At 61.9% G+C, this 21735-nt stretch carries 22 protein-coding genes; 14 read left to right on the top strand and 8 right to left on the bottom strand.

The genetic code is table 11. The features are described from left to right. Positions 1-5: 5 nt before the first annotated feature. Together sucC and N4J17_RS14665 are read right to left on the bottom strand one after the other, a co-directional pair. A complete protein-coding gene (gene sucC / locus N4J17_RS14670) occupies positions 6-1175 on the bottom strand; it encodes an ADP-forming succinate--CoA ligase subunit beta (RefSeq protein WP_198322609.1) in 1170 nt (389 codons plus the stop codon). Positions 1176-1227: 52 nt separating this feature from the next. Then, positions 1228-2190, bottom strand: a complete 963-nt coding sequence (locus N4J17_RS14665) for an HpcH/HpaI aldolase/citrate lyase family protein (RefSeq protein WP_198322610.1) — start codon at positions 2188-2190, stop codon at positions 1228-1230. 441 nt (positions 2191-2631) lie between these two features. On the opposite strand from N4J17_RS14665, the gene N4J17_RS14660 reads away from it, so the two are divergent. From N4J17_RS14660 to alr, 5 genes are all read left to right on the top strand, one after another. Beyond that, positions 2632-3555, top strand: a complete 924-nt coding sequence (locus N4J17_RS14660; RefSeq protein ID WP_198322611.1) for a hypothetical protein — start codon at positions 2632-2634, stop codon at positions 3553-3555. Between the two features lie 90 nt (positions 3556-3645). After that, entirely contained in the window at positions 3646-4596 is a 951-nt protein-coding gene (gene pip, locus N4J17_RS14655) for a prolyl aminopeptidase (RefSeq protein WP_198322612.1), read from the top strand. A 73-nt stretch (positions 4597-4669) separates the two neighbouring features. After that, positions 4670-6091: a bifunctional D-glycero-beta-D-manno-heptose-7-phosphate kinase/D-glycero-beta-D-manno-heptose 1-phosphate adenylyltransferase HldE gene (hldE, locus tag N4J17_RS14650; protein ID WP_198322613.1), complete on the top strand. Its 1422-nt coding sequence runs from the start codon at positions 4670-4672 to the stop codon at positions 6089-6091. Positions 6092-6102: 11 nt separating this feature from the next. Continuing rightward, positions 6103-7488 (top strand): replicative DNA helicase, encoded by a 1386-nt coding sequence (gene dnaB / locus N4J17_RS14645; RefSeq protein ID WP_198322614.1) that lies wholly within the window; start codon positions 6103-6105, stop codon positions 7486-7488. 3 nt (positions 7489-7491) lie between these two features. Further along, entirely contained in the window at positions 7492-8571 is a 1080-nt protein-coding gene (alr, locus tag N4J17_RS14640; protein ID WP_198322615.1) for an alanine racemase, read from the top strand. Positions 8572-8584: 13 nt separating this feature from the next. Here the strand turns inward: alr and N4J17_RS14635 are convergent, their stop codons facing one another. The 4 genes from N4J17_RS14635 to N4J17_RS14620 form a co-directional block, all read right to left on the bottom strand. Next, complete coding sequence (locus N4J17_RS14635) at positions 8585-9109, bottom strand: hypothetical protein (RefSeq protein ID WP_198322616.1); 525 nt, start codon at positions 9107-9109, stop codon at positions 8585-8587. Between the two features lie 294 nt (positions 9110-9403). Then, positions 9404-9907 carry an Hsp20/alpha crystallin family protein gene (locus N4J17_RS14630; RefSeq protein WP_198322617.1) on the bottom strand — a complete coding sequence of 168 codons (504 nt, stop codon included), beginning with the start codon at positions 9905-9907 and terminating at the stop codon, positions 9404-9406. 80 nt (positions 9908-9987) lie between these two features. Further along, positions 9988-10362, bottom strand: coding sequence for an Hsp20/alpha crystallin family protein (locus N4J17_RS14625; protein WP_198322618.1), 375 nt, complete (start codon positions 10360-10362; stop codon positions 9988-9990). A 19-nt stretch (positions 10363-10381) separates the two neighbouring features. Beyond that, complete coding sequence (locus N4J17_RS14620; RefSeq protein ID WP_198322619.1) at positions 10382-10831, bottom strand: Hsp20/alpha crystallin family protein; 450 nt, start codon at positions 10829-10831, stop codon at positions 10382-10384. Positions 10832-11010: 179 nt separating this feature from the next. Between N4J17_RS14620 and N4J17_RS16630 the strand changes: the two genes are divergently transcribed. The 9 genes from N4J17_RS16630 (at position 11011) to N4J17_RS14580 (ending at position 17251) form a co-directional block, all read left to right on the top strand. Further along, the gene (locus tag N4J17_RS16630) at positions 11011-11394 is read left to right on the top strand and encodes a YkvA family protein (protein WP_198322620.1); all 384 of its coding nucleotides are present in this window, start codon (positions 11011-11013) and stop codon (positions 11392-11394) included. Beyond that, positions 11391-12224 (top strand): ZIP family metal transporter, encoded by an 834-nt coding sequence (locus N4J17_RS14610; protein WP_198322621.1) that lies wholly within the window; start codon positions 11391-11393, stop codon positions 12222-12224. Before N4J17_RS16630 ends, N4J17_RS14610 begins: the two co-directional genes overlap by 4 nt. A gap of 38 nt (positions 12225-12262) precedes the next feature. Then, complete coding sequence (locus N4J17_RS14605; RefSeq protein ID WP_198322622.1) at positions 12263-13189, top strand: DnaJ C-terminal domain-containing protein; 927 nt, start codon at positions 12263-12265, stop codon at positions 13187-13189. 3 nt (positions 13190-13192) lie between these two features. Further along, positions 13193-13516, top strand: a complete 324-nt coding sequence (locus tag N4J17_RS14600; protein WP_198322623.1) for a chaperone modulator CbpM — start codon at positions 13193-13195, stop codon at positions 13514-13516. A gap of 10 nt (positions 13517-13526) precedes the next feature. Then, positions 13527-14480, top strand: a complete 954-nt coding sequence (locus N4J17_RS14595) for a zinc metalloprotease HtpX (protein WP_198322624.1) — start codon at positions 13527-13529, stop codon at positions 14478-14480. Between the two features lie 230 nt (positions 14481-14710). Beyond that, positions 14711-14929 carry a hypothetical protein gene (locus N4J17_RS16625; protein ID WP_425326311.1) on the top strand — a complete coding sequence of 73 codons (219 nt, stop codon included), beginning with the start codon at positions 14711-14713 and terminating at the stop codon, positions 14927-14929. 123 nt (positions 14930-15052) lie between these two features. Next, positions 15053-15457, top strand: a complete 405-nt coding sequence (locus tag N4J17_RS14590) for a phosphate-starvation-inducible PsiE family protein (protein WP_425326310.1) — start codon at positions 15053-15055, stop codon at positions 15455-15457. A gap of 32 nt (positions 15458-15489) precedes the next feature. Next, complete coding sequence (locus N4J17_RS14585) at positions 15490-16617, top strand: S1C family serine protease (RefSeq protein ID WP_198322626.1); 1128 nt, start codon at positions 15490-15492, stop codon at positions 16615-16617. A 49-nt stretch (positions 16618-16666) separates the two neighbouring features. Continuing rightward, positions 16667-17251, top strand: coding sequence for a MarC family protein (locus N4J17_RS14580; RefSeq protein WP_198322627.1), 585 nt, complete (start codon positions 16667-16669; stop codon positions 17249-17251). 21 nt (positions 17252-17272) lie between these two features. On the opposite strand, the gene N4J17_RS14575 is transcribed toward N4J17_RS14580, so the two are convergent. Continuing rightward, the gene (locus N4J17_RS14575; RefSeq protein ID WP_198322628.1) at positions 17273-18583 is read right to left on the bottom strand and encodes a TolC family protein; all 1311 of its coding nucleotides are present in this window, start codon (positions 18581-18583) and stop codon (positions 17273-17275) included. Then, positions 18580-21735 carry an efflux RND transporter permease subunit gene (locus tag N4J17_RS14570; RefSeq protein ID WP_198322629.1) on the bottom strand — a complete coding sequence of 1052 codons (3156 nt, stop codon included), beginning with the start codon at positions 21733-21735 and terminating at the stop codon, positions 18580-18582. The genes N4J17_RS14575 and N4J17_RS14570 overlap by 4 nt, the downstream gene beginning before the upstream one ends.

Here is a 21735-nt window from a genome sequence, read left to right as displayed (position 1 = left end):
GGCTGTTATCCCTTGACGATGGCGACGGCCTTGGCAGCTGCGTCATCCAGATTTTCCGCGGTGATGAAGGAAAGGCCCGATTCGGCCAGGATCTTGCGGCCCTCATCGACGTTGGTGCCGGCCAGGCGCACGATCAGCGGCACCTTGATCTGCAGGCTGTCGCAGGCCTGGATCAGGCCCTTGGCGATCCAGTCGCAGCGGTTGATGCCAGCAAAGATATTGACCAGGATGCAGCGGACGTTGGGGTCTTCCAGTACGATGCGGCAGGCATTGGTGACCTTCTCGGGGGAGGCGCCGCCGCCCACGTCGAGGAAGTTGGCCGGACGGCCGCCGTGCAGGGTGATGGCGTCGAGCGAAGCCATGGCGAGGCCGGCGCCGTTGACGATGCAGCCGATGTTGCCGTCGAGGGCGATGTAGTTGAGGCCGTGGCCGGAAGCTTCGACTTCTTTCGGATCTTCCTCGGCCAGATCGCGCATTTCGGTGATGACGCGCTGCCGGTACAGGGCGTTGTCGTCGAAGTTGAACTTGGCATCCAGGACCATGAGCGATTCGTCGCTTTCACCCACGATGGCCAGAGGATTGATCTCGGCCTGCAGGGCATCCTTGTCGCGCATACAGCGGTAGATGGCCTTCATCAGTCTGACCGCCTGAGGCATCAGTTTGCCTTTCAGGCCGATCGCGGTGGCGACCTTGCGGCATTGAAAATCCAGCAGACCGATGGCCGGATCCACAACTTCCTTGACGATTTTTTCCGGCGTTTCCCTGGCAACCTCCTCGATCTCCATACCGCCCTCGCTGGAGGCGATCAGGGTAATGCGTTGACTGCCACGATCGATCACGAAGCCCAGGTAATATTCCTTCTTGATATGGCTGGCTTGTTCCACCCACAGGCGATGAACCAGCGAGCCTCCCGGCCCGGTCTGATGGGTGACGAGGTGGCTGCCGAGCATGGCGTCGGCGTACTGGCGGACTTCCTCGATGGAGTGGGCGACCTTGACGCCCCCGGCCTTGCCGCGGCCGCCGGCATGGATCTGTGCCTTGACCACCCAGCGGCTGCCGCCGATCTCTTCGGCGACGCTGGCGGCCTGGGCGTCGGAATAGGCTACGGCGCCGTTGGGCACGGGCACGCCATAGGTCTTGAGCAGCTCCTTGGCCTGGTACTCATGGATATTCACGGACGATCTCCTCGTTCAACTCAAAATATGCATCGCGCGGGACAGGGGAGTTTTAACGGCGCGACTCGATCTGCTTCATCTGGCGAACCACGTTCTCCGCCATCCGGATCGAGGCGGCATCGATCAATCGCCCATCCAGGGACACGGCGCCTTTGCCCTCCTTTGCCGCCTGCTCCATGGCTTCCAGGATACGGTAAGCCCGCGTGACCTCTTTTTCCGTGGGTGTGAAAATTTCATTGCACAGCGGAATCTGGGAAGGATGGATCGCCCACTTTCCTTCGCAGCCCAGAGCCGCGGCACGGCGGGCTGCGGCGCGGAATCCCGCGGGATCGCTGAAATCGCCGAAGGGGCCGTCAATAGGCCGAAGCCCATAGGCGCGGCAGGCCGCGACCATGCGGGAAATGCCGAAATGCCACTGGTCGCCCCAGTGATAGGCGCGGGTACCGGTTTCGTCGGGATCGGTGAGCATGCCGTAATCCGGATTGGCGCCGCCAATGTTGGTCGTGCGGGCGCGCACCGACGCCGCGTAGTCGGCTACACCGAACACCATGGCCTCCATCCGCTCGGGACAGGTGCGGGCGATCTCCTCCACGTTGGCCATGCCCATGGCCGTTTCGATCAGGACGTGGATATTGATCGGCTTGAAGCCTTTATATGCCTCGATCTGGGAAAGCAGGGTCGCGACGAACAAGACGTCCGAAGCGCTGCCCACTTTCGGGATCAGAATGGTATCGAGCTTGTCGCCGCAGGATTCGACGATTTCAACGAGGTCGCGGTAGGCGTAATGGGTGTCGAGGCCGTTGATGCGGATGGAGACCGCGCATTTGGACCAGTCGTAGGTGTTGAGCGCAAAGATGATGTTTCGGCGTGCTTGTTCCTTGTCATCCGGCGCAACCGCGTCTTCCAAATCCAGAAAGACGAGGTCGGCGCCGGCTTCCGGAGCTTTCTCGAGCATACGCGGATTGCTGCCCGGCACCGCGAGTTCGCTGCGGTGGAGACGGTTTTTGACAGCCATGTGACCTCTTGAGTTCTCGAATGTATTCCAGGGGGTTGTATCTTGTACGTAGTTCGTGGGCGTCGCCGTTGAAGGAGCCCCGTAACAGCTGCAGAAGTCACGGGCTGGGCCACCTCCCGGCGTTCGTTCGACTTGTTATAAATTCGTACACGGCGAACTTTGCATTATAAACCAGGCCATTGTGATTCACTAATGGCCTTGCGGTAGCGATGTTCTATACTGTCCGCTGCATCAGTCACGCCGATCGGGGACAGGGCTGTGATTTATTGGCTATGCCGGCGTCGGGATGGAAGAAGCAATGCTGACCTGTGTCAACAAAACTCCACAAGGAGAATTGTTACCGCTGTGGTTTTTTGCTAGCATCCTTCTGGCAAGCAACTAACTGTTGCTCCAAAGCAACGCTTTATCCAACTAACAATATTTTTTGTCGAGGGGATTTTCATGAATCAGATCAAGAAATCGGGCGGTCTCACCACGCTGCTCACCGCGTCGATCGCCGCTGCTCTCGCGCCTTCGGTTTCCATGGCTGCTTCGAAGGCTCATGCTTCCTCGGCCCAGGCTTCGCTGGAGCGGAGACTGCAGGTGATGGAACAGGAAATGCAGGCATTGCGTGCCGAACTCGAAGCGTCGCGCTCAAAGGCCGAAGCGGAAGCGGCGGAAGCCAAAGCGGAGGCAAAGGACACCGCTCAGCAGGTACAGGCCCAGCAGGCGAAGGTCGATCAGGGGCTTTCCAAATTGGCTGAACATGAAGAGAAGAAGGATGACATGGTCTTCTTCCGCGGCGGCTGGGCGGCTATGAGCCATGCCCGTACCAGCGAACTGTTGGTCAACAATAATGCCCTTTCGTCGAACAACTTCGGTTCCGACAAGGCCGGCTGGTATGTCGGTGCAGGCTTCGATCACCGTCTGAGCGACGACACCTTCGGCATTTCCGACGACCTGGCGCTCGATGCTGAACTGATGTTCGATTACAAGAACTACGGCAGCGTCAATAACTCGTTCGTCAGCAGCGTGACGGGCACCCGGATGCAGGCGCAGGTCACCATGTTCTCCCTGTATGCGTCTCCCAAGCTGAAATACACCGGCATTGATGGCTTCCGTCCCTGGATCGTTCCGTTCGGCCTCAGCGTCAACGTCATCAGCCCGCCCTCCAGCGGCGTGACCGTGTTGAATCCCGGTCTGATGCTCGGTACCGGTCTGGAGTACAACATTTTCAAGAACCTGTGGGTGGGTGCCGACTTCCGGTACAACTTCACTGGGGGCGACCTGAACTACAGCGTCAGGACCAACAGCGGCAAGACCATCCTGAACAGCACCAATACGGACAACTACACCGCTGGTGCTTACGTCGGTATCGGCTTCTGAGGGGTTTGACAGCCCGTCGGACCTTGAGTCCGGCGCGCGCAAGGGGGATCTTTAAGATCCCCCTTTTTTGCGACCTGTTTGCAAACAGTCATGAAACCGCTCTATCCACCGATCGAGCCCTATGCTTCCCATCGTTTCGACCTCGGCGACGGGCATCAGGTTTACGTCGAGGAATGCGGCAACCCCGACGGTATTCCCGCAGTGTTTCTGCATGGGGGACCGGGGTCCGGTTGCAGGCACCATCATCGGTCGTTTTTCGACCCGGAACGTTATCGCGCGATACTCTTCGATCAACGGGGCTGTGGGAGGTCGACCCCGCACGGCGCAGTCAAGAACAACACCACCCGGCATCTGCTCGGCGACCTCGAAGCGATCCGGGAGCGCTTGAGTGTTCCAAGATGGCTGCTTTTCGGTGGTTCCTGGGGGGCGGCTCTGGCCTTGCTTTATGCGCAGGCTTTCCCGGAGCAGGCCAGCGGGCTGGTGCTGCGGGGCTGTTTTCTGGCCCGCAAGCGCGATGTGGACTGGTTCGTGCGCGATGGCGCCAGCCGGTTCCATCCAGAGTCCTGGCAGCGGTTCATCGACAATTTTGATTCCAAGGAAAAGGCCCATCTGGTACGGGCCATCCACTGCCGCCTCAATGGCGCCGATGAGCTCGAACAGCGGCGAATGGCGAGAGAATGGTGGCTTTGGAGCAGCCGCGTCACGCTGGGTCAGGCATTCACTCCGACGGATGATGAGCCGCTTCCTGCTGGAGCACTGGCGCAGTGTCGTATCGAGCTCCATTACGCGGCGGCGCGTTATTTCATCAAGGAGGGTCAGATCCTTGAAGACTGCTCGAAGATTTCCCATCTTCCCGCGACCATCGTCCACGGTCGGAAGGACTTGGTCTGTCCGCCGGAGGCGGCCTGGCTGCTGCATCGGGCATTGCCGCGATCCGAGCTGATGATCCTGCCGAACTCGGGTCATCTGGCCCAGGGCGAGGAAATGACCGATGCGCTGGTGAGAGCGCTGGACAGCATGGCGGAAAAGCTGGGGAGCTGATCGTCCTCCAGGCGGGCGCCATCCCGGTGTACCGCTATGGTATTCTAGATAAATTTTTCCGTTCTCGCCTCTCATGATCCTCCCCGACTTCAGCCTCGCCCGCGTATTGGTTGTCGGAGACCTCATGCTCGACCGCTATTGGTTCGGCGGTGCTTCCCGCATTTCGCCGGAAGCACCGGTGCCGGTCGTGCGGGTGGAAAACTCGGAGGAGCGCATAGGCGGCGCCGGGAACGTGGCGCTCAATCTTGCGGCGTTGGGAGGGGCGGTCGACCTGTTGGGTTATGCCGGCGAGGATGAGGCGGCCGACGCCTTGGAGAGGCTCTTGGCCGCGGCAGGCATCCGCAGCCACATCGAGCGTTGTCCTACGGTCGCCACGGTTACCAAGCTGCGGGTTGTAAGCCGGCAGCAGCAGCTCATTCGGCTGGATTTCGAGGACGGCTTTCATCATCTCGACCCTGCCCCTCTGGTCACGCGGTTCCTTGCACTGCTGGCAGAGGCAGGTGTGGTGGTGCTTTCCGACTATGCCAAGGGGACTCTGGCTTGCGTCGGGGAATTCATCGCGGCCTCGCGAAGGGCCGGGAAGCCGGTTCTGGTCGACCCCAAGGGAATGGATTTCGAGCGCTATCGGGGCGCGACGCTGTTGACCCCCAACCTTTCCGAATTCGAAGCCGTGGTCGGTGCTTGCTGCGGCGATGCGGAAATCGAACGCAAAGGACTGGCTTTGATGGCGCGGCTGGATCTCGAAGCCTTGCTTGTGACCCGGGGCGAGCACGGCATGAGCCTCCTGAGACCGGCGCTGGGAGCACTCCACCTTCCAGCGCATGGCAAGGAGGTGTACGACGTGACCGGTGCGGGCGACACCGTCATCTCGGTGCTCGCCGCTGCCCTCGCCGTCGGGCGGCCGCTGGCCGAAGCGGTGGCATTGGCGAATCTGGCCGCGGGCATCGTGGTCGGCAAGCTCGGGACAGCGTCGGTTTCGCCCGAGGAACTGGCCATCGCGATTCACGGCCAGCGGGCTCCCCGGCGGGGAGCGATCACACTGGCGGAACTGCTGGAGGTGCTCGTTCCCTTGCGACGTGCCGGCGAGCGGATCGTGGTCACGAACGGCTGTTTTGATCTGCTGCATCCCGGCCACGTGCATTATCTGGAGCAGGCCCGCTCCCTGGGTGACCGTCTGATCGTGCTGGTCAACGGCGACGACTCGGTGCGCCGGTTGAAAGGGGCGGGCCGCCCGGTCAATCCGCTGCCGCATCGGATGGCCATGTTGGCGGCACTGGAGAGTGTCGACTGGGTTGTGGCATTCGAGGGGGATACGCCACGCGACGAAATCTGCGCCATCCGCCCCGACGTCCTAGTCAAAGGAGGCGATTACTCCGACATTACTGCGATCGCCGGCCATGATTGCGTCCTGGAGGCTGGTGGTGAGGTGAGGATACTCGGCTTCGTCGAGGGCCATTCGACCACCCGCCTCATTGAAACCATCCGCAACGGTTGACTGAATTTAGGATGCCCGATTACGCTCAATCGATCGACAAGCGCGTGGAGGCGCTCAAGATACCTCCCCATTCGATCCAGGCCGAGCAGGCGGTGCTGGGCGGCCTGCTGCTCGACAACCAGACCTGGGACGTCGTCGCTGACCGTATCGTCGAGGAAGATTTCTACCGGCGCGACCATCGCCTGATTTTCCGGGCGATCCGCCGGCTTTCCGAGCGGCAGACGCCGTTCGACGTCGTCACGTTGTCGGAAGTGCTCGAACAGACGGGGGAGCTGGAAGAGGCCGGCGGGCTTGCCTATCTCGCCGTGCTGGCGCGGGAAACGCCCAGTGCCGCCAACATCGCCGCCTATGCCGACATCGTGCGCGAGCGCGCCGTGTTGCGCCAGCTCATCCATGTAGGCACCGAAATCGCCGATTCGGCTTATCAGCCCGAAGGGCGCGGCATGAGCGATCTGCTCGAGCAGGCCGAGCAGCGTGTGTTCCAGATCGCCGACCAGCGCCAGCGCGGCAGCGCCGGTTTCAAGCCGATCAAGAGTCTGCTGGCCGCTGCTGTCGACCGCATCGAGATGCTGTTCCACAAGGAGGGGCACATCACCGGTGCGAGCACGGGATTCACCGATTTCGACGAGATGACTTCGGGGCTGCAGCCGTCCGACCTCATCATCATCGCCGGCCGGCCGTCCATGGGCAAAACCACCTTTGCGATGAACATCGCCGAGAATGTCGCGATCAAGGAAGGGCTGCCGGTTGCGGTGTTCAGCATGGAGATGCCCGGCGAGCAGCTGGCCATGCGGATGATGTCTTCACTGGGCCGCATCGACCAGCATCGGGTCCGCACCGGCAAGCTGGAGGATGATGAATGGCCGCGCATGACCTCCGCCATCAACATCCTGGCCGAAACCAAACTTTTCATCGACGATACGCCGGCTTTGTCTCCCACCGAAGTCCGCGCCCGCTGCCGCCGGTTGGCGCGGGAGAACGGCCAGCTCGGACTGGTGGTGCTGGACTACCTGCAGCTCATGCAATGTTCGGGCGGCGAGAACCGGGTCGCCGAAATTTCGGAGATTTCCCGTTCGCTCAAGGCGCTGGCCAAGGAGCTGAACGTACCGGTGATCGCCCTGTCCCAGCTCAACCGCAACCTTGAGCAACGGCCCAACAAGCGACCGGTACCGTCCGATTTGCGCGAATCGGGCTCAATCGAACAGGACGCCGACCTCATTGTGTTCATCTATCGCGATGAGGTCTACCATCCCGACAGCGCCGACAAGGGCACGGCGGAAATCATCATCGCCAAGCAGCGTAACGGTCCGATCGGCACGGTGAGGATGACCTTCCTGGGCCAGTACACGCGTTTCGAGAACTTCATCGCCGATCCCTATTCCAGCGAGGGGTACTAAGCCGTGGTGCCCGCAGCCCGTGCCGTGCTGGACATGGCAGCCTTCGCCCACAATTTCGCCTGGATTCGCGCCGCCGTGCCGGATTCGAAAATCATGGCCGTGATCAAGGCCAACGCCTACGGGCACGGGTTGATCCGAGCCGCGCGAGCGCTGCCGGCGGCAGATGCTTTTGCGGTGGCGCGGGTGGAGGAGGGCATCATTCTGCGTCAGGCCGGCATCGTTCAACGCATCGCCGTGTTGCAGGGTTATAGCGACGAAGAAGGGATGAGGCTGAGCGCCCGCCATGGTCTCGAACCGGTGATCCATTCCCTCTTTCAGCTTGATCTGCTGGAGCGGCTGGATATGGCTGCCGCGATGAGGGTGTGGCTCAAGGCGGACAGCGGGATGCATCGGCTGGGTCTGGCCGACGAGGAGTTCGCCCTGGCGCGGTTGCGGCTGGCGCGGATGCCTCAGGTGCGCCAGCCGGTGCCTGTCATGACTCATCTGGCCAATGCCGACGCCACCGATGATCCGACCACCGAAATCCAGCTTCGTTATTTTGGCCGGATGGCAGGCGGGCAGGGCGAATTCAGCATCGGCAACTCGGCGGGCCTGATGGCCTGGGCGGCGGCCCGCAGTGCCTGGGTCCGGCCCGGCATCCTGCTGTATGGCGTGTCGCCATTTCCTGGACGGAGCGGCCCGGAAGAAGGTTTGAGGCCGGTCATGACCTTGCAGAGCCGGCTGATCGCGGTCAAGCAACTGAAGACCGGCGATGCGGTCGGCTATGGCGGCGACTTCATCTGCCGCCGCCCGACCCGCATGGGCATCGCGGCCATAGGCTACGGCGATGGCTACCCCCGCCGCGCGACCGCCGGTACACCGGTGCTGGTCCGGGGCAGGCGCGTGCCGCTGATCGGCCGGGTCTCCATGGATATGATATCGGTCGATCTGACCGACTGCCCGTCGGCAGAAGTCGGCGATACCGTGACGCTATGGGGACAAGGATTGCCGGTGGAGGAAATCGCACTTCACGCCGACACCATTCCCTATGTATTGCTGTGCAATGTCACCCAGCGGGTGAACATGGTGGAGACCGCCGCCTGAAATATCGGCCCGCCTATTGTTTCTTGGCGATGGCGAAAACCAAGGTGGCGCCCCCCTGATCGGCGGAATTGGCGGTGCCTTCTCGTCGGGTGAACATGAATTCTTTACCGCCGTTCACCAGTACGAAGAACGTCTGGAACGATTTCCCGCCCAGCACGGCATCGACTTTACCAGTGCCGTCGAGATAGACCTCATAGCTGCACTCGGTGGTGTTCTGCGTCACCGCCGCCTTGAGGCCGGCCTTGTTGGCCATGCTGTGGATACTGCAATGGCCGTCGCCGTCGAATCTGAATACGCCGACGCGGATGGCGATCGCCCCGGTGGTGAGCTTAGTCGCAGCGTCGAACTCGGCGCCGAAATAGCCTTGCGCCGCGAAGCCGTAACTGCCTTTCAGTCGTTTGTTAACGAGGGTCTTACCTTCGTCGTTGTATTCGAAAGCGGTTGCCGGGCGGAAGCCGAGGGCGGCCAGAACGACGGCGGCAAGGAACAGCCTCGAGAGGATGTCCGAGCGGTAGGGTAGGGAGGTTTTCGTGATCATCAAATGCGCGAATGGAAGCGAAGGGGAGTTGTCGAATCCTCGAGGATGCAAATTCGCTGCCACGAAAAACCCTGTGGCCATCGTGGGATCGGGGAGGCGGTTGACCGCTGCCTGCGTGATACCGCTCCACCACTGGGTGAAACCACGCACTCCGCCCTTGTGGGGCGGGTGTCTCATCGTGGCTATTGCGCTTGGCTAACGACCCCGAAGGGGGCGTCCGATTCGGATGGCTCGGGCTTCATCGCCGATTGCGGAAGCCGAAGACTCTGCGCCGCCGCGTCGGCCGCCGAAGGCTCACCGGACTGGAATCTCGACGCTCTTGGGCAGCGCCGCCGCGGCCTTGGGCAGTTCGATCTTGAGCACGCCGTTGCGGTAAGTGGCCTGCACCCGGTCTGCGACCACCTCCGCCGGCAGCGGAATGACCCTGTGGAAGTGCCCGTAGGCGCACTGCAAGACCCGGTAGCGGCCCTCGCTGGTTTCCCGCTCGAGGCGCTTTTCGCCCTGCACGATCAGCACATCGCCGCGCAACTCGAGGTTGAAATCCTCCTTCTCCATCCCGGGCACTTCGAGCCGGATGACCACCTTGCGGTCATCTTCGTACACATCACCGGCCAGCAAGGCCCAGGTGGGGGAGGCTAAGTAGAAGTCCTCCTGGCGTTTGGGCACGGCGGGCACCGAGGCTCCGGGCTTGAATCGGGTCAGTGCGCCCGCCGCCCGTTCGCGGAGGCGGTGCCAGCCCTCCGCCAGTGACTCCCATGCCTCTTCCAAGCCGTGCTTGAGTTCGTTCAATGCGTTCATAATCCGTCCTCCCGTAGCCATTGGTTGCAAAAGGCCGGAAGCGGCCCGTTTGTCAGGCCACGCCGGCCATTCAAGAACGATCAGTCGACGCTGATCGCAATCTTGCGGGGCTGGGCATGTTCGGCCTTGGGGATCCGCAGCCGCAGCACGCCATCCTTGAACTGCGCGTCGATCTTGGCAGGGTCGAGGTCCCGGCTCAGGCTGAAGCTCCTGCGGTAGACAGGGGAGCGGACTTCGACATAGCTGGCTTCCATTCCCTCGGGCGTCTCCAGAGCGATTTCGCCTTCGATTGAAAGGCTCTGGCCATCCATGCGCACCGTCAGCTTCTCTTTGGGCACGCCCGGAAGATCGGCGGTGAGGCTGATGCCGGTTTCGTCCTCGACGATATCCACCGCAGGCAGCAAGGCCGGTCGAACGTCTTCACGCTTGGCGATGTCTTGTTTACCGTTGCTCATGATGATTCACCTCCGTTGCTTATTTGATTTCGATACGTTTGGGTTGAGCTTCCTCGCGTCGCGGCACCGAGACATGCAGTACGCCGTCCCGGTAACGGGCCTGGATGCCCGAGGGGTCCCCGTCTTCCGGCAGGCTCACCACCCGTTTGAAGCTGCCGGAGAAACGCTCATCGGCATAGACGCTGACCTTTTCGCTTTCTTCAGGCAGCTCGCTCGCGCGTTGTCCGGCGATGGTCAAAAGGCCGCGGTCCACGCTGACTTCCAGCTTGGATGGATCGACACCGGGGGCGAAGGCATAGACCTCGACGGACTTGGGGGTGGTGCCGATGTTGACGGCGGGAAAACCTCGGGTGACCGCCCGGATGCTGGTGGGCATGCCCAACGCGCCGAACATCCGTTCCACCTCCCGCTGCATCCGATCGAATTCCGAGAAAATATCAGTTGGAAACCGTAGCAAGGATTCGTACATGGTTGATCACTCCTGAAATGCATTGACAAAATCGCCCGTGTGACCGGCTTCTCGACCCGGGATCCTGAGATTGCGAAGCCGGCATCTCCAACTATAGCTCACGGCACTAGCGTCTATAATGACAGCACCGGTTGAACCTGCGATTTTCCTTTGGTCGTTGCTGGACTTTCGGAGCCGTCATGTCTGAGACGAGAGAAGCCATCGTTTTACGGAACGCCCAGGACCGAATGACCGATGCGAACTTCGAGCAAGTGGAAGCACAGCGTTCGGCGATCAGAGAAAGAATCGCCGGGATTCCGTTGTTGCGGGATATTTGGGAGGAGGTCGAGGTGCTCATGGACCTGGTGCGGGACTATTGGACCGGCCGCTATCGGGATATCCCCCGCTGGGTGGTCGGTGCTTTGAGCTTCGCGCTACTTTATTTCATCAATCCCATTGAACTGATCCCGGAATTCGTTCCGGTGATCGGCTATCTGGACGATGTGGCCTTGCTGCTTCTCGTGCTGCACCTGACCCGCGAACACGTGGAGAAATATAAGATCTGGCGGGAGCGGGGGGCATGACGGCGGGCGGGATGGCCGGTTTGCCGCCGTTCGCCGAGTGGGGCCCGATCGGGCAATCCTTCGGTGCCGGACTGGTGTCCTGGAGCGGTACGGCGCTCGGCGCTTCTTTGGTCTTCTTTACCGCCCGGGTCTATCAAGGATTCTTGGATGTGGTGCTGGGTTTCGCAGGCGGCGTCATGTTGGCGGCCAGTTTCTGGTCGCTTTTGCATCCGGCCATCGAGCTGTCGGCGGAGTTGGGCCCCTGGCGCTGGCTGCCCGCCGGAGCGGGCATCCTGTTGGGCATCGTCTTTCTCCACATCATCGATCAGTTGCTGCCGAGACTACAGCTTGCCGCGCCGGGCAAGGAGGCCAAGGGGCTGCCCAGCCATTGGCGGCGGACCACGCTGCTGATTCTGGCCATCACGCTCCACAACATCCCGGAAGGGCTCGCTTTGGGCGTCGTGTTCGGCGCCATCGGCGACGGCGCCAGCCCGGTCAGCCTGGCAGCCGCGGTCGGCCTGATGGCCGGCATCGCCTTCCACAATCTGCCGGAGGGCATGGCGGTGGCCTTGCCGCTGCGGCGCGAGGGTCTTTCGCCTTTGCGCAGTTTTCTTTACGGGCAACTCTCCGCCGCGGTGGAGCCCCTGGCGGCCGTGGTGGGCGCCGCTGCGGCGCTGACGGCCAAAGCGGTGTTACCCTATGCCATGGGATTCGCCGCCAGCGCCATGCTGTATGTCGTGGTGCGGGAAGTGATCCCGGAAACCCAGGGCAGCGGCCATCCGGTTGCCGCCACCATGGGCATCATGCTGGGCTTCACGCTGATGATGGCATTGAGCGTGAGCCTCGGCTGAACCGCCACCGTGATTCGATCATCAGGACGGCTGACACCATGGAATTCAAGGATTACTACAAGATACTCGGGGTTGAGCGCTCGGCCACCGAGGACGAAATCAAGAAAGCTTACCGTAAGCTGGCCCGCAGGTACCACCCCGATGTCAGCAAGGAGAAGGGCGCGGAAGCCCAGATGAAGGAAATCAACGAAGCCTACGAGGTGTTGCGCGATCCGGAAAAGCGGGCGGCTTACGATCGTCTGGGGGCCGGCTACCGCAGCGGCCAGGAATTCCGGCCGCCGCCGGATTGGGATGCCGGCTTCGAGTTCGCCCGCGGCCCCTTTGGTTATGGCGCGGATTTCAGCGATTTCTTCAACACCCTGTTCGGCGGTTTCGGCCGACGTACCGGGGGCTTTCGCGCGCGCGGGGAGGATCATCACGCCAAGATTTTCATTGATCTCGACGACGCCTTTCACGGCGCCAGCCGTACCCTCAGCCTGCGCGTGCCGCAGCTGGACGAGCAGGGCCGCCTGGTGATGCGCGAACGTACCCTCCAGGTGCAGATCCCCAAGGGCATCCGCGAGAGCCAACTCATCCGTCTGGCCGGCCAGGGCGCCCCCGGCCTGGGCGGGGGGCCGCAGGGCGACCTTTACCTGGAGGTGCATTTCAAGCCGCATCCCTTCTATCGGGTCGATGGCCGCGATGTCTACCTCACCTTGCCGGTGGCTCCGTGGGAAGCAGCTCTGGGGGCGACCGTCAAGGCGCCGACGCCGGCCGGCGCGGTGGAAGTACGCATTCCGGCCCAGTCGCAGAACGGGCGCAAGTTGCGCCTCAAGGGGCGGGGCATTCCCGGTGATCCGCCAGGCGACCTCTATCTGGTGCTGGACGTCGTGCTGCCCCCGGCGGACACCGAACAGGCGCGGGAGCTCTACCGGAACATGGCGCGGCAGATGGCCTTCGACCCGCGTCGCGCCTTGGGGGTTTGAGCCATGAGCAAAAGCATCATCGCATCGAGTGTCAGTGTCTGGATCGGGGATGAGGGGGTGTTGTCTCTGGAAGAGATGGCCTTGGCCTGCGGAGCGGAGGTCGATTGCATCGTCGAACTGGTGGAGCTGGACGTATTGGCGCCCCAGGGCGCCGACGCGACCGCCTGGCGCTTCGCCGCCGCCGATGTTCAGCGCGCCCGCCGGCTGCTGCGCCTGATGCGGGATTTCGAAACCAATCTCGAAGCGGCGGCGGTCATCCTCGACCTGCTGGAAGAAACCGAGCGGCTGCGCGCCCGCTTGCGGCGGGCCGGGCTGGCGCCGGATTGAGGCGGGCGGCATGTTGAATCTGGCGCAGTGGCATCGCAATGCCTGGCTCAACCGCCTGCAATCGGCGCTGTTGATGGCGTTCATGATGGCCCTTCTGGCCCTGCTCGGACTCCTGGTATGGGGCGAGGAGGGGTTGTCCATGCTGCTTCTGCTCGCGGTGGTGTTGCTGCTCCTCAGCCCGGTCGTTTCGCCCTGGCTGGTGCTGCGCCTGTATCGGGCCAGACCCCTGCATCCCGCGGAAGTGCCGGCCTTGTACGACATGTTGGCCGAGATCGCGCGCCGCGCCGAACTGCCGGCCGTTCCCACGCTTTGCTATGTCCCCAGCGACCTGGTGAATGCCTTCACGGTGGGCGGCAAACGGGATGCCGTCATCGGTGTGACCGACGGTCTGTTGCGCAACCTGCAATGGCGGGAAATCGCCGGCGTTCTGGCCCACGAAATCAGCCATATCAAGAACGGCGATCTTCGAGTCATGGGGCTGGCCGACCTCATGAGCCGGCTCACGCGCTTCCTGTCGCTGTTCGGCCAACTGCTCCTGCTGTTCAACCTGCCGCTGCTTTGGGCGGATCAGGTCCAGGTGAACTGGTGGGCGGTGGCGCTCCTGATCTTCGCTCCGCACATCATCCTGCTAGCGCAGCTGGGTTTGTCGCGTACCCGCGAGTTTCACGCCGACCTCAATGCAGCCCTGCTGACCGGCGATCCGGAGGGACTCGCCAGCGCCCTGGCGAAGATAGAAGTTGGATCGCGCGGGTTGATGGACATCCTGTTTCCCGGCATGAATCTGCCCGAGCCTTCGTGGCTGCGCACCCATCCGCCCACCGTAGAGCGCATCCGCCGCTTGCTGGAACTTAGGCAGCAGCCGGCTCGGCCTGTCTGGCAGCAGGTGTGGGAGCCGGGTCGGCCGGTGTGGGTACGACAGGCCACCCGCGGGCCCCGCTACCACTGGAGCGGGCTTTGGTATTGAACGATGACATCATGCTCGCAAGCCTTGCACACCGTCTGTACCCATTGCCAAACCAGCGATAGTCTGTCGACCGTACAGCCGGTGTATGAGTTCATCCGCAGGTATTGCGCAAATCTTTTTTCGAAGGCCGTCCCCTCGTACTCACGGCAGTTACTTTCAACCTCTTTGGCGTGCGCGGAGACTTCCCGCTAGCCGCGGATTTCCAGGCGCCCTGGTGTGGTCCCCGTCGGATGATGGCGCCCACTTTCGCGCCGGCTGCGGCTCACCTGGAACCCCGTTTCCGCCTCGCCAAATTCAGCACCTGGGCAGTCCTTGGTCCTTCGTTTCGCCAGCCGCGGCGTTCCCAGCTGGCCATTTTCCGGCATGGCCGGAGCAGCCGGCGGAAGGGATACCCGAACCATCGGTCGCTTGGGTGTGCCCCCCAAGGCCTGATTCTATGGGGCGCTTAGGGTATCGGAGTTCGTCTGTCGAACCACACAATCTTTATTGAAGAAGGAGAGGAGCCGATGGTGGATGAGTCAGAAATCTCCCAGATGGGAAGACGTCCGAGCTTTGCTGAAGAATGGCGTTTGATGAATTTGTATGAGCGTTTCGAGCAGGTGGTCGCCATCATTCTGGCGAACGTGATCGCGGTGGTCATCATTATCTCGCTCTATCAGCTGATTCGCACCGTCGCCGTACTGATCACCAGCCGGGTGCTCGATCCGCTCGATCACGGCGTATTTCAAGAACTGTTTGGCATGATCATGACCTTGCTGATCTCGATGGAGTTCAAGCATTCTATCCTTCGGGCGGCCTTGCGCCGCGGCAGCGTCATTCAGGTTAAGACCGTGGTACTGATCGCGTTGATCGCGCTGGCGCGGAAGTTCGTTATCCTCGATCCGCAGGTCGGCGCCGGTACTATCGGCGCCTTGTCCGCGGCTTTGCTGGCCTTGGGGGCGGTATATTGGCTGCTCAGCGCCTGCGAGAAACCGTAGTCCCATTTTCCTAAAATCATCGGAGAGTCCCCGTGAAACCCAATCACAAGTCCGTTTTTCGTCATCAGCTTCGGAATGCGGCCGCCGCGTTGCTCTTGGGGGGTGGTGTTGCCGCATGCGGTTTCCAGGCTGCTTCGGCGGCGCAGGACGTCGCGCCCCGTCCGGTCAGCGCGCGCGGAGAACTTTCACAGGAAGAAAAAGCCACCGTCGAGCTGTTCGAAAGATCGAAAAATTCGGTGGTCTATATCTCGACCCTGCAACGGGTGATGGATCCCTGGACGCGCAACGTGTTCAGCATTCCCCGCGGGACCGGCTCCGGCTTCATCTGGGACGATGCCGGCCATGTGGTGACCAATTATCACGTGGTGGAAGGGGCCAGTGGCGCCACGGTGAAGCTTGCTGACGGGCGCGACTACAAGGCCGCGCTGGTCGGCGTGAGCAAGGCCCATGATCTGGCCGTGCTGAAGATTTCGGTGGAGGGCGTCGCACCTCCTCCAGTGCCGCTAGGCGTGAGCCACGATCTCAAGGTAGGACAGAAGGTGTTCGCCATCGGCAACCCCTTCGGTCTGGACTGGTCGTTGACCACCGGCATCGTCTCGGCGCTGGATCGCTCCCTGACCGAAGAAACCGGCGTCACCATCGAACACTTGATCCAGACCGACGCTGCCATCAATCCCGGCAATTCCGGCGGACCGCTACTGGATTCGGCCGGCCGGCTGATCGGCATCAATACCGCCATCTACAGCCCATCGGGGGCGTTTTCCGGCGTGGGTTTCGCGGTGCCGGTGGACACTGTCAACCGGGTGGTGCCGCAGCTCATCGGCCGCGGCCAGTACATCCGGCCGGCTCTGGGCATCGCCGTCGACGAGGGGCTCAACCAGCGGGCTGTTCAGCGGCTGGGCATAACGGGAGTCTTGGTGTTGAAGGTGAATCCAGGTTCCGCCGCCGAAGCAGCCGGACTCAAAGGCGCCACGTTGCTGCCGGATGGCCGCCTTATCCCGGGCGACATCATCCTCGCCGTGGAAGGCAGACCGGTTGACAGTGTCGGCAAACTTTCCGCCTTGCTGGATGACTATCGGATTGGCCAGAAGGTGCGCCTCTCGGTGCGGCGCGGCGACACGGAGATGGATGTGGCGGTGGAGCTGCAGGCTGGAAGTTGAGTGACAGGGGGTTCCAAGGAAGCATTCCGCCGTACCGGGGATCAGCACCATGACTCTCGCCCAGGTCGCCGTATTGTTGTTTCTGATCACCGACCCCTTCGGCAATTTGCCCCTGCTGTTGACTGTGCTGCGACAGCTCGGGCACATGGCCTATCTGCGTGCAGTGCTGCGAGAAACAGCGATCGCCTTCGCGGTGTTGGCCATGTTCGCCTGGAAGGGCGATCTGTTGCTGGGTTACCTCAACGTGACCCAGCCGTCTTTGAGCATTGCGGGCGGGGTGATCCTGGCGATCATTTCCCTGAAAATGATTTTCGGCCAGACTCAGGAAGCCTTCGACGATCATTATGCAAACGATCCGCTCGTCGTGCCCATTGCCATACCGGGTATCGCAGGGCCGGCTGCGTTGACCACCGTGATGCTGCTGAGCAAGCAGCATGGGATTCCGTTTCCGACGCTGCTTGGCGCATTGACTCTAGTTTTCCTGGCGAATCTGACCACCTTTCTGCTCGGTCGACCGCTCGGAGAATGGCTGGGGCCGCGGGGTTTGACTGCCCTGGAGCGGCTGATGGGACTCCTGCTCAACCTGGTCGCCGTGGACATGACCATGGCAGGTATCAAGCGTTTCTTCGCCTGAACCCGCGCCATCCGCTGCTTGTTAGCGCAGTTTTCCTTTCTGATAATCCAGGTCAGCGCAGCGTATCTGGTATTCGATGCGGGCTTCGATTTCATCGATTGCGGCGCGGGTGACGTTGAGCTGGGCTTGAGTCAGCTCGACGATGGAGCTCAAACCCATCTGATAGCGCGACTGGGCCAGTTGGAACGATTTGTCGGCCTCCAGGAACTGCTGATGTGCCGGCTTCATGCGCTCGAATGCGGTTTTCGCCGCCATCCAGGCCACCCGCACGTCGCGCAGGATGTTGTTTTCCGCATCGGTGACGCCATGGGATGCAGCCTGGTATTCCTTTTTCGCCTTGTTTTCGCGAGCCTCCAGGGCGAAGCCTTCGAAAACGGGGACGTCGATGAGGAGGCCGCCGACGACGTTGAATTTCGGATATTTGCCGGGCTCGATGTTGACCCAGGGCATGTAGTTGATGTCGCCCACCAGCTCAATCCTGGGGCGGGCCGCGGCTTTTTCCGCTTCTGCGAACTTTTCCGCTGCCTGTAATTGCAGCCGCAGGGTACGCAGGTCGGGCCTCAAATAGAGCGCCTCGGTGATGGCGCTCTCCAGCTTGCCGATGGGCGGTGGCAGAGGTTCCTCCCGTACGTCGAAAACTTCTTCGTCACGGCGGCCCATGGCAGTGGAAAGCACGGCGCGGGCCGAAGCCAGATCGTTCTGCGCCTTGAGCAGCAGCAACTGGGCATCGCTCTGGTTGACTTCCGCGAAGCTGACGTCGAGAGCGGATTTGAGGCCGGAGGCGGTCAGTGCCTTGACTTGCCTCAGATTGAGCTCCCGTTTCGCAAGGGTGTCCTCGGCCACTTTCAGCACTGCCTGCGCCTGGACCATCTGAAAATAGGCAGCGGTCACCAACAGTATGATCTGCGCTTCATTGGCGGCCCGGTTCTCCTCGCTGGCTTTAGCGTTCAATTCGGCGCTGGCGACCAGGTTGGAAGTGCGGCCGAAATCATAGATCAACTGTTTCAGGTAGGCGCCGGTCGCCGTCCGCGATGCCACCGGTGGCGGTGCCAAGCCATAGCCTGCGGCCAGACGTGCCGGTGCGTTTTTCGAGCTGTTCGAAATCGCGCCCACGGTCTGTTGGGTGATGTGCGGCAGGTAGGCGGCCCGGGCCTGGATGACGGCTTCCTGGGAGGCCTGGGCCTGGAGCTCGGCGACCTGGATACGGGGATGATTGGTGCGGGCGGCTTCCTGTGCTTCCCGGAGTGACAGGGTGTGGGCGCCTGCAGGGCCGGTTGTGCATGCCAGCAACAGTGCCAAAGCGGCGGACAGGCCATATCGCCCGGCTTTCATGAGGTGGCCTCCAGCAGAGAATCGGCCGGTTTTTCGCCGTTCCGATCGCGGAAGAGGAGCACATAGGCCGCGGGTACAATGAATACCGTCAACACCACTGAAGCGCTGAGGCCGCCGATGATGACGCGCGCCAGCGGGGCATAGGCTTCGCTGCCGGTGCCCAACTTCAAGGCCATGGGAATCAGGCCGATGATGGTGGCGAGCGAGGTCATCAGCACGGGCCGCAAGCGGGTCCGGCAGGCTTGTGAAACGGCGTCGACAACCGTCATGCCGCGGGTGCGCAACTGCTGGGTGAATTCTACGATCAGGATGCTGTTGGAGACCACCATGCCGGACAGCATGAGCACACCCATCAAAGACATGACGTTGAGCGTAGTGCCACTCATGAGCAGCATCAGGATTACCCCCGTGAGGCCGGTGGGTACCGCCAGCAGGATGATGAACGGCGTCACAAACGAACGGAACTGAGCAACCAGGACCAGGTAGACCAGGATGACCGACAGGCTCAGACCGATGGCGAAACTGTGGAAGGAGGCCCGCATGCTTTGCACCGCGCCGCGCAAGGTCACCGTCACACCTTCCGGCAACTGCATTGCCGCGACGATGTCTTCGATGGCGCTGGCCAGCCGTCCCAGATCCTCTCCGCGCGGTGCGACGTAGATGTCCATCACGCGTCGGATCTGGTAGTGGTCTACTTCATTGGGGGTGTGCATCTCCTCGATCCTGGCGACACTGTCTAGGGTCGTCGGGCCTTTCACGTTGGGGCCGCGAAGTACCAGGTTTCTGAGGTCGGTGACCGAGCGGATCAGGTCCAGCGGATATTGAACCGAAAGGAAGTAATTGTTGCCGGACTTGGGGTCGATCCAGTAGTTCGGCGAGATCATGACGTTTGAAGTCAGGGCCGAGATCAGGCTGTCCACCACGTTCTTCTCAGTGAGACCGACCTGGCCGGCACGGATGCGGTCCACTTCGATGTTGAAGGCCGGCAGATGATTGTTCTGCGGGGTGAAGATGCCGCCGGTGCCGGGAAGTTTCCGAATCTCCGCGGTCAGGGCTTTGACCACGCGATCGGCCGTCTCGAGGTCATTGGTGCCCACCTGGATATCGATCGGCGCCGGCATCCCCTGGTTCATCACCGCGTCGACCAGGCCGCTGGTCTGGAGGTAGGTGCTCAGCTGCGGCATTTCCTCCTGCAGTGCTTCCCCGATCCGGTCCATGTATTCGAAACTGCCGGTCTTGTGGCCGGCCTTGAGAGCGACCTGGACGAAGGCGGTGTCCTCGGTCGAATTGGTGGTATAGAGCGCCGGGAGGTCGGCCACCGAGCCGATGTTCGACATGATGAGTTGGAGATCTTCCGGTGCGACGTTGCGACGGATCAGCGCCTCGACTTGGCGGATCTGCTCCTCGGTCTTCTCCAGCCGCATTCCGGAAGGGGCTTTGATCATAAGGGTGAATAGTCCCGGGTCGGTGCGGGGGAAGAACGAAAGGCCCAGTAGCGGAAACAAAAGCAGGCTGGCGGCGAACAGGCCGGTGATGCCGGCGAGTGTGGCACGGGGGCGCTGCAGGGCGCGGGCCAGCAGGGCCTGGTAGCGGTCGAGAAAGGCCTGGAAGCGGGCGTCGAACCCGGCGTTGAAGCGGCTCAATAATGAGGAGCGGGCGCCTGCGCCGTGGCTGTTTCCATGGACGTTCGTGATGAACCGGGAGCAGAACAGCGGCACCACCGTCATGGCCACGATGTAGGAAGCAAATTCCGACATGACGACAGCCAGCCCCAGCGCCGAGAACAGGAATTTGCTGACACCCTGCAGAAAGCTCACCGGGAAGAACACGATGGCCATGGTGAGGGTGGCGGCGAGCACCGGCAGCGAGACTTCCATGCCGCCCCGCTCCGCAGCCTCGGCAGCCGGTTTTCCCATCTCCATGTGTCGGAAGATGTTTTCCAGCACGATCACCGAGTTGTCGATCAGGCGCGAGAATGCCAGCGCTAGGCCGCCCAGGAGCATGGTGTTGACCGAACCGCCACCGAGGAACATGACAAAGAACATGGTCAGTGCGGACAGCGGTATCGACAGCATCACCGCCCCGGTGGCGCGCGGACTACCGAGGAACATAAGGATCATCAGGCCGGTCAGGCACAGGCCCGTCAGTCCTTCGTGCATCAGATTCTCGATGGCATTTTTGACGAACAGCGACTGGTCGAAAATGACCTCCGTCACCAGGGTCTTGGGCACGTCGAGCAGGCGGGAGACGATGTCCTTGATCCCGTCGACGATCGCGATCGTATTGGTGTTCCCGCCCTGCTTCAGCACCGGCACGTAGACGGACCGCTGGCCGTCAATGCGCACGATGTTGGTCTGGATCATGATGTCGTCCTTGGCTCGGCCGATGTCGCCCACCATCACCGAGTCCTGGCCTACAGTGCGCAGCGGTACCCGGTTCAGCTCCTCCATGGTGGCGACCTGGCTGTTGGTGTAGATGTTGTAGGTCAGATCGCCGATACGGGAGAAGCCGGCAGGCAGGATCAGGTTGGCGTCGTTGACCGCGTTCACCACGTCGGCGATGCTCAAATCGTAGGCCTGCATCTTCACGGGATCCACGTAAACCTGGATTTGCCGCATCTTGCCGCCGAAAGGCAACGGTACCGAGGCGCCGGGTACGCTCGCCATCTGGTTGCGCACATTGAAGCGGGCGATATCGAGCAGCTCCTTTTCGGCCAGACCCTGGCCTTTGAAGGTCACCAAGCACACCGGCATACTGGACGCGTCCGATTTCAGGATCACCGGCGGGAGGGTGCCTTGCGGCAGGCGGCGGAGCGTCGCCATCGCCAGATTGGAGATGCCGGTCAGCGCCGAGTCCGGATTCGAGCCGGGGTGGAAATAGACTTTGATCAGGCTGACGCCGGGCAGGGACCGCGACTCGATGTGATCGACGTCGCTGGCGAGGGTGAACATGCGCTCGAACGGCGCGGTGATGGCTGTTTCGATCTGCTTCGGCGGCATGCCGGAATAGAAGGTGGCGACCATCACTACTGGAATGTTGATGGCGGGGAACAGGTCGACCGGCATGCGCAGCAGGGCCGAAATGCCCAGTACGCCAGCCATCAGGCCGGCGACGATGATGAAATAGGGGAAGCGGAGGGCGAAGTGGGGCAT

It is taken from the genome of Methylococcus capsulatus, from assembly GCF_036864975.1.
Lineage (GTDB): Bacteria > Pseudomonadota > Gammaproteobacteria > Methylococcales > Methylococcaceae > Methylococcus.
This window is presented reverse-complemented; position numbering and strand designations above follow the sequence as displayed.

Coding starts and splice junctions, on each gene's coding strand:
- hldE (WP_198322613.1), top strand. CDS start 4,670: ATGATCCTCCCCGACTTCAGCCTCGCCCGCGTATTGGTTGTCGGAGAC.
- N4J17_RS14590 (WP_425326310.1), top strand. CDS start 15,053: ATGAATTTGTATGAGCGTTTCGAGCAGGTGGTCGCCATCATTCTGGCG.
- N4J17_RS16625 (WP_425326311.1), top strand. CDS start 14,711: ATGATGGCGCCCACTTTCGCGCCGGCTGCGGCTCACCTGGAACCCCGT.
- N4J17_RS14625 (WP_198322618.1), bottom strand. CDS start 10,362: ATGAGCAACGGTAAACAAGACATCGCCAAGCGTGAAGACGTTCGACCG.
- N4J17_RS14620 (WP_198322619.1), bottom strand. CDS start 10,831: ATGTACGAATCCTTGCTACGGTTTCCAACTGATATTTTCTCGGAATTC.
- N4J17_RS16630 (WP_198322620.1), top strand. CDS start 11,011: ATGTCTGAGACGAGAGAAGCCATCGTTTTACGGAACGCCCAGGACCGA.
- pip (WP_198322612.1), top strand. CDS start 3,646: ATGAAACCGCTCTATCCACCGATCGAGCCCTATGCTTCCCATCGTTTC.
- N4J17_RS14580 (WP_198322627.1), top strand. CDS start 16,667: ATGACTCTCGCCCAGGTCGCCGTATTGTTGTTTCTGATCACCGACCCC.
- N4J17_RS14595 (WP_198322624.1), top strand. CDS start 13,527: ATGTTGAATCTGGCGCAGTGGCATCGCAATGCCTGGCTCAACCGCCTG.
- N4J17_RS14660 (WP_198322611.1), top strand. CDS start 2,632: ATGAATCAGATCAAGAAATCGGGCGGTCTCACCACGCTGCTCACCGCG.
- N4J17_RS14605 (WP_198322622.1), top strand. CDS start 12,263: ATGGAATTCAAGGATTACTACAAGATACTCGGGGTTGAGCGCTCGGCC.
- dnaB (WP_198322614.1), top strand. CDS start 6,103: ATGCCCGATTACGCTCAATCGATCGACAAGCGCGTGGAGGCGCTCAAG.
- N4J17_RS14600 (WP_198322623.1), top strand. CDS start 13,193: ATGAGCAAAAGCATCATCGCATCGAGTGTCAGTGTCTGGATCGGGGAT.
- N4J17_RS14570 (WP_198322629.1), bottom strand. CDS start 21,735: ATGCCCCACTTCGCCCTCCGCTTCCCCTATTTCATCATCGTCGCCGGC.
- N4J17_RS14610 (WP_198322621.1), top strand. CDS start 11,391: ATGACGGCGGGCGGGATGGCCGGTTTGCCGCCGTTCGCCGAGTGGGGC.
- N4J17_RS14630 (WP_198322617.1), bottom strand. CDS start 9,907: ATGAACGCATTGAACGAACTCAAGCACGGCTTGGAAGAGGCATGGGAG.
- N4J17_RS14665 (WP_198322610.1), bottom strand. CDS start 2,190: ATGGCTGTCAAAAACCGTCTCCACCGCAGCGAACTCGCGGTGCCGGGC.
- N4J17_RS14635 (WP_198322616.1), bottom strand. CDS start 9,109: ATGATCACGAAAACCTCCCTACCCTACCGCTCGGACATCCTCTCGAGG.
- N4J17_RS14575 (WP_198322628.1), bottom strand. CDS start 18,583: ATGAAAGCCGGGCGATATGGCCTGTCCGCCGCTTTGGCACTGTTGCTG.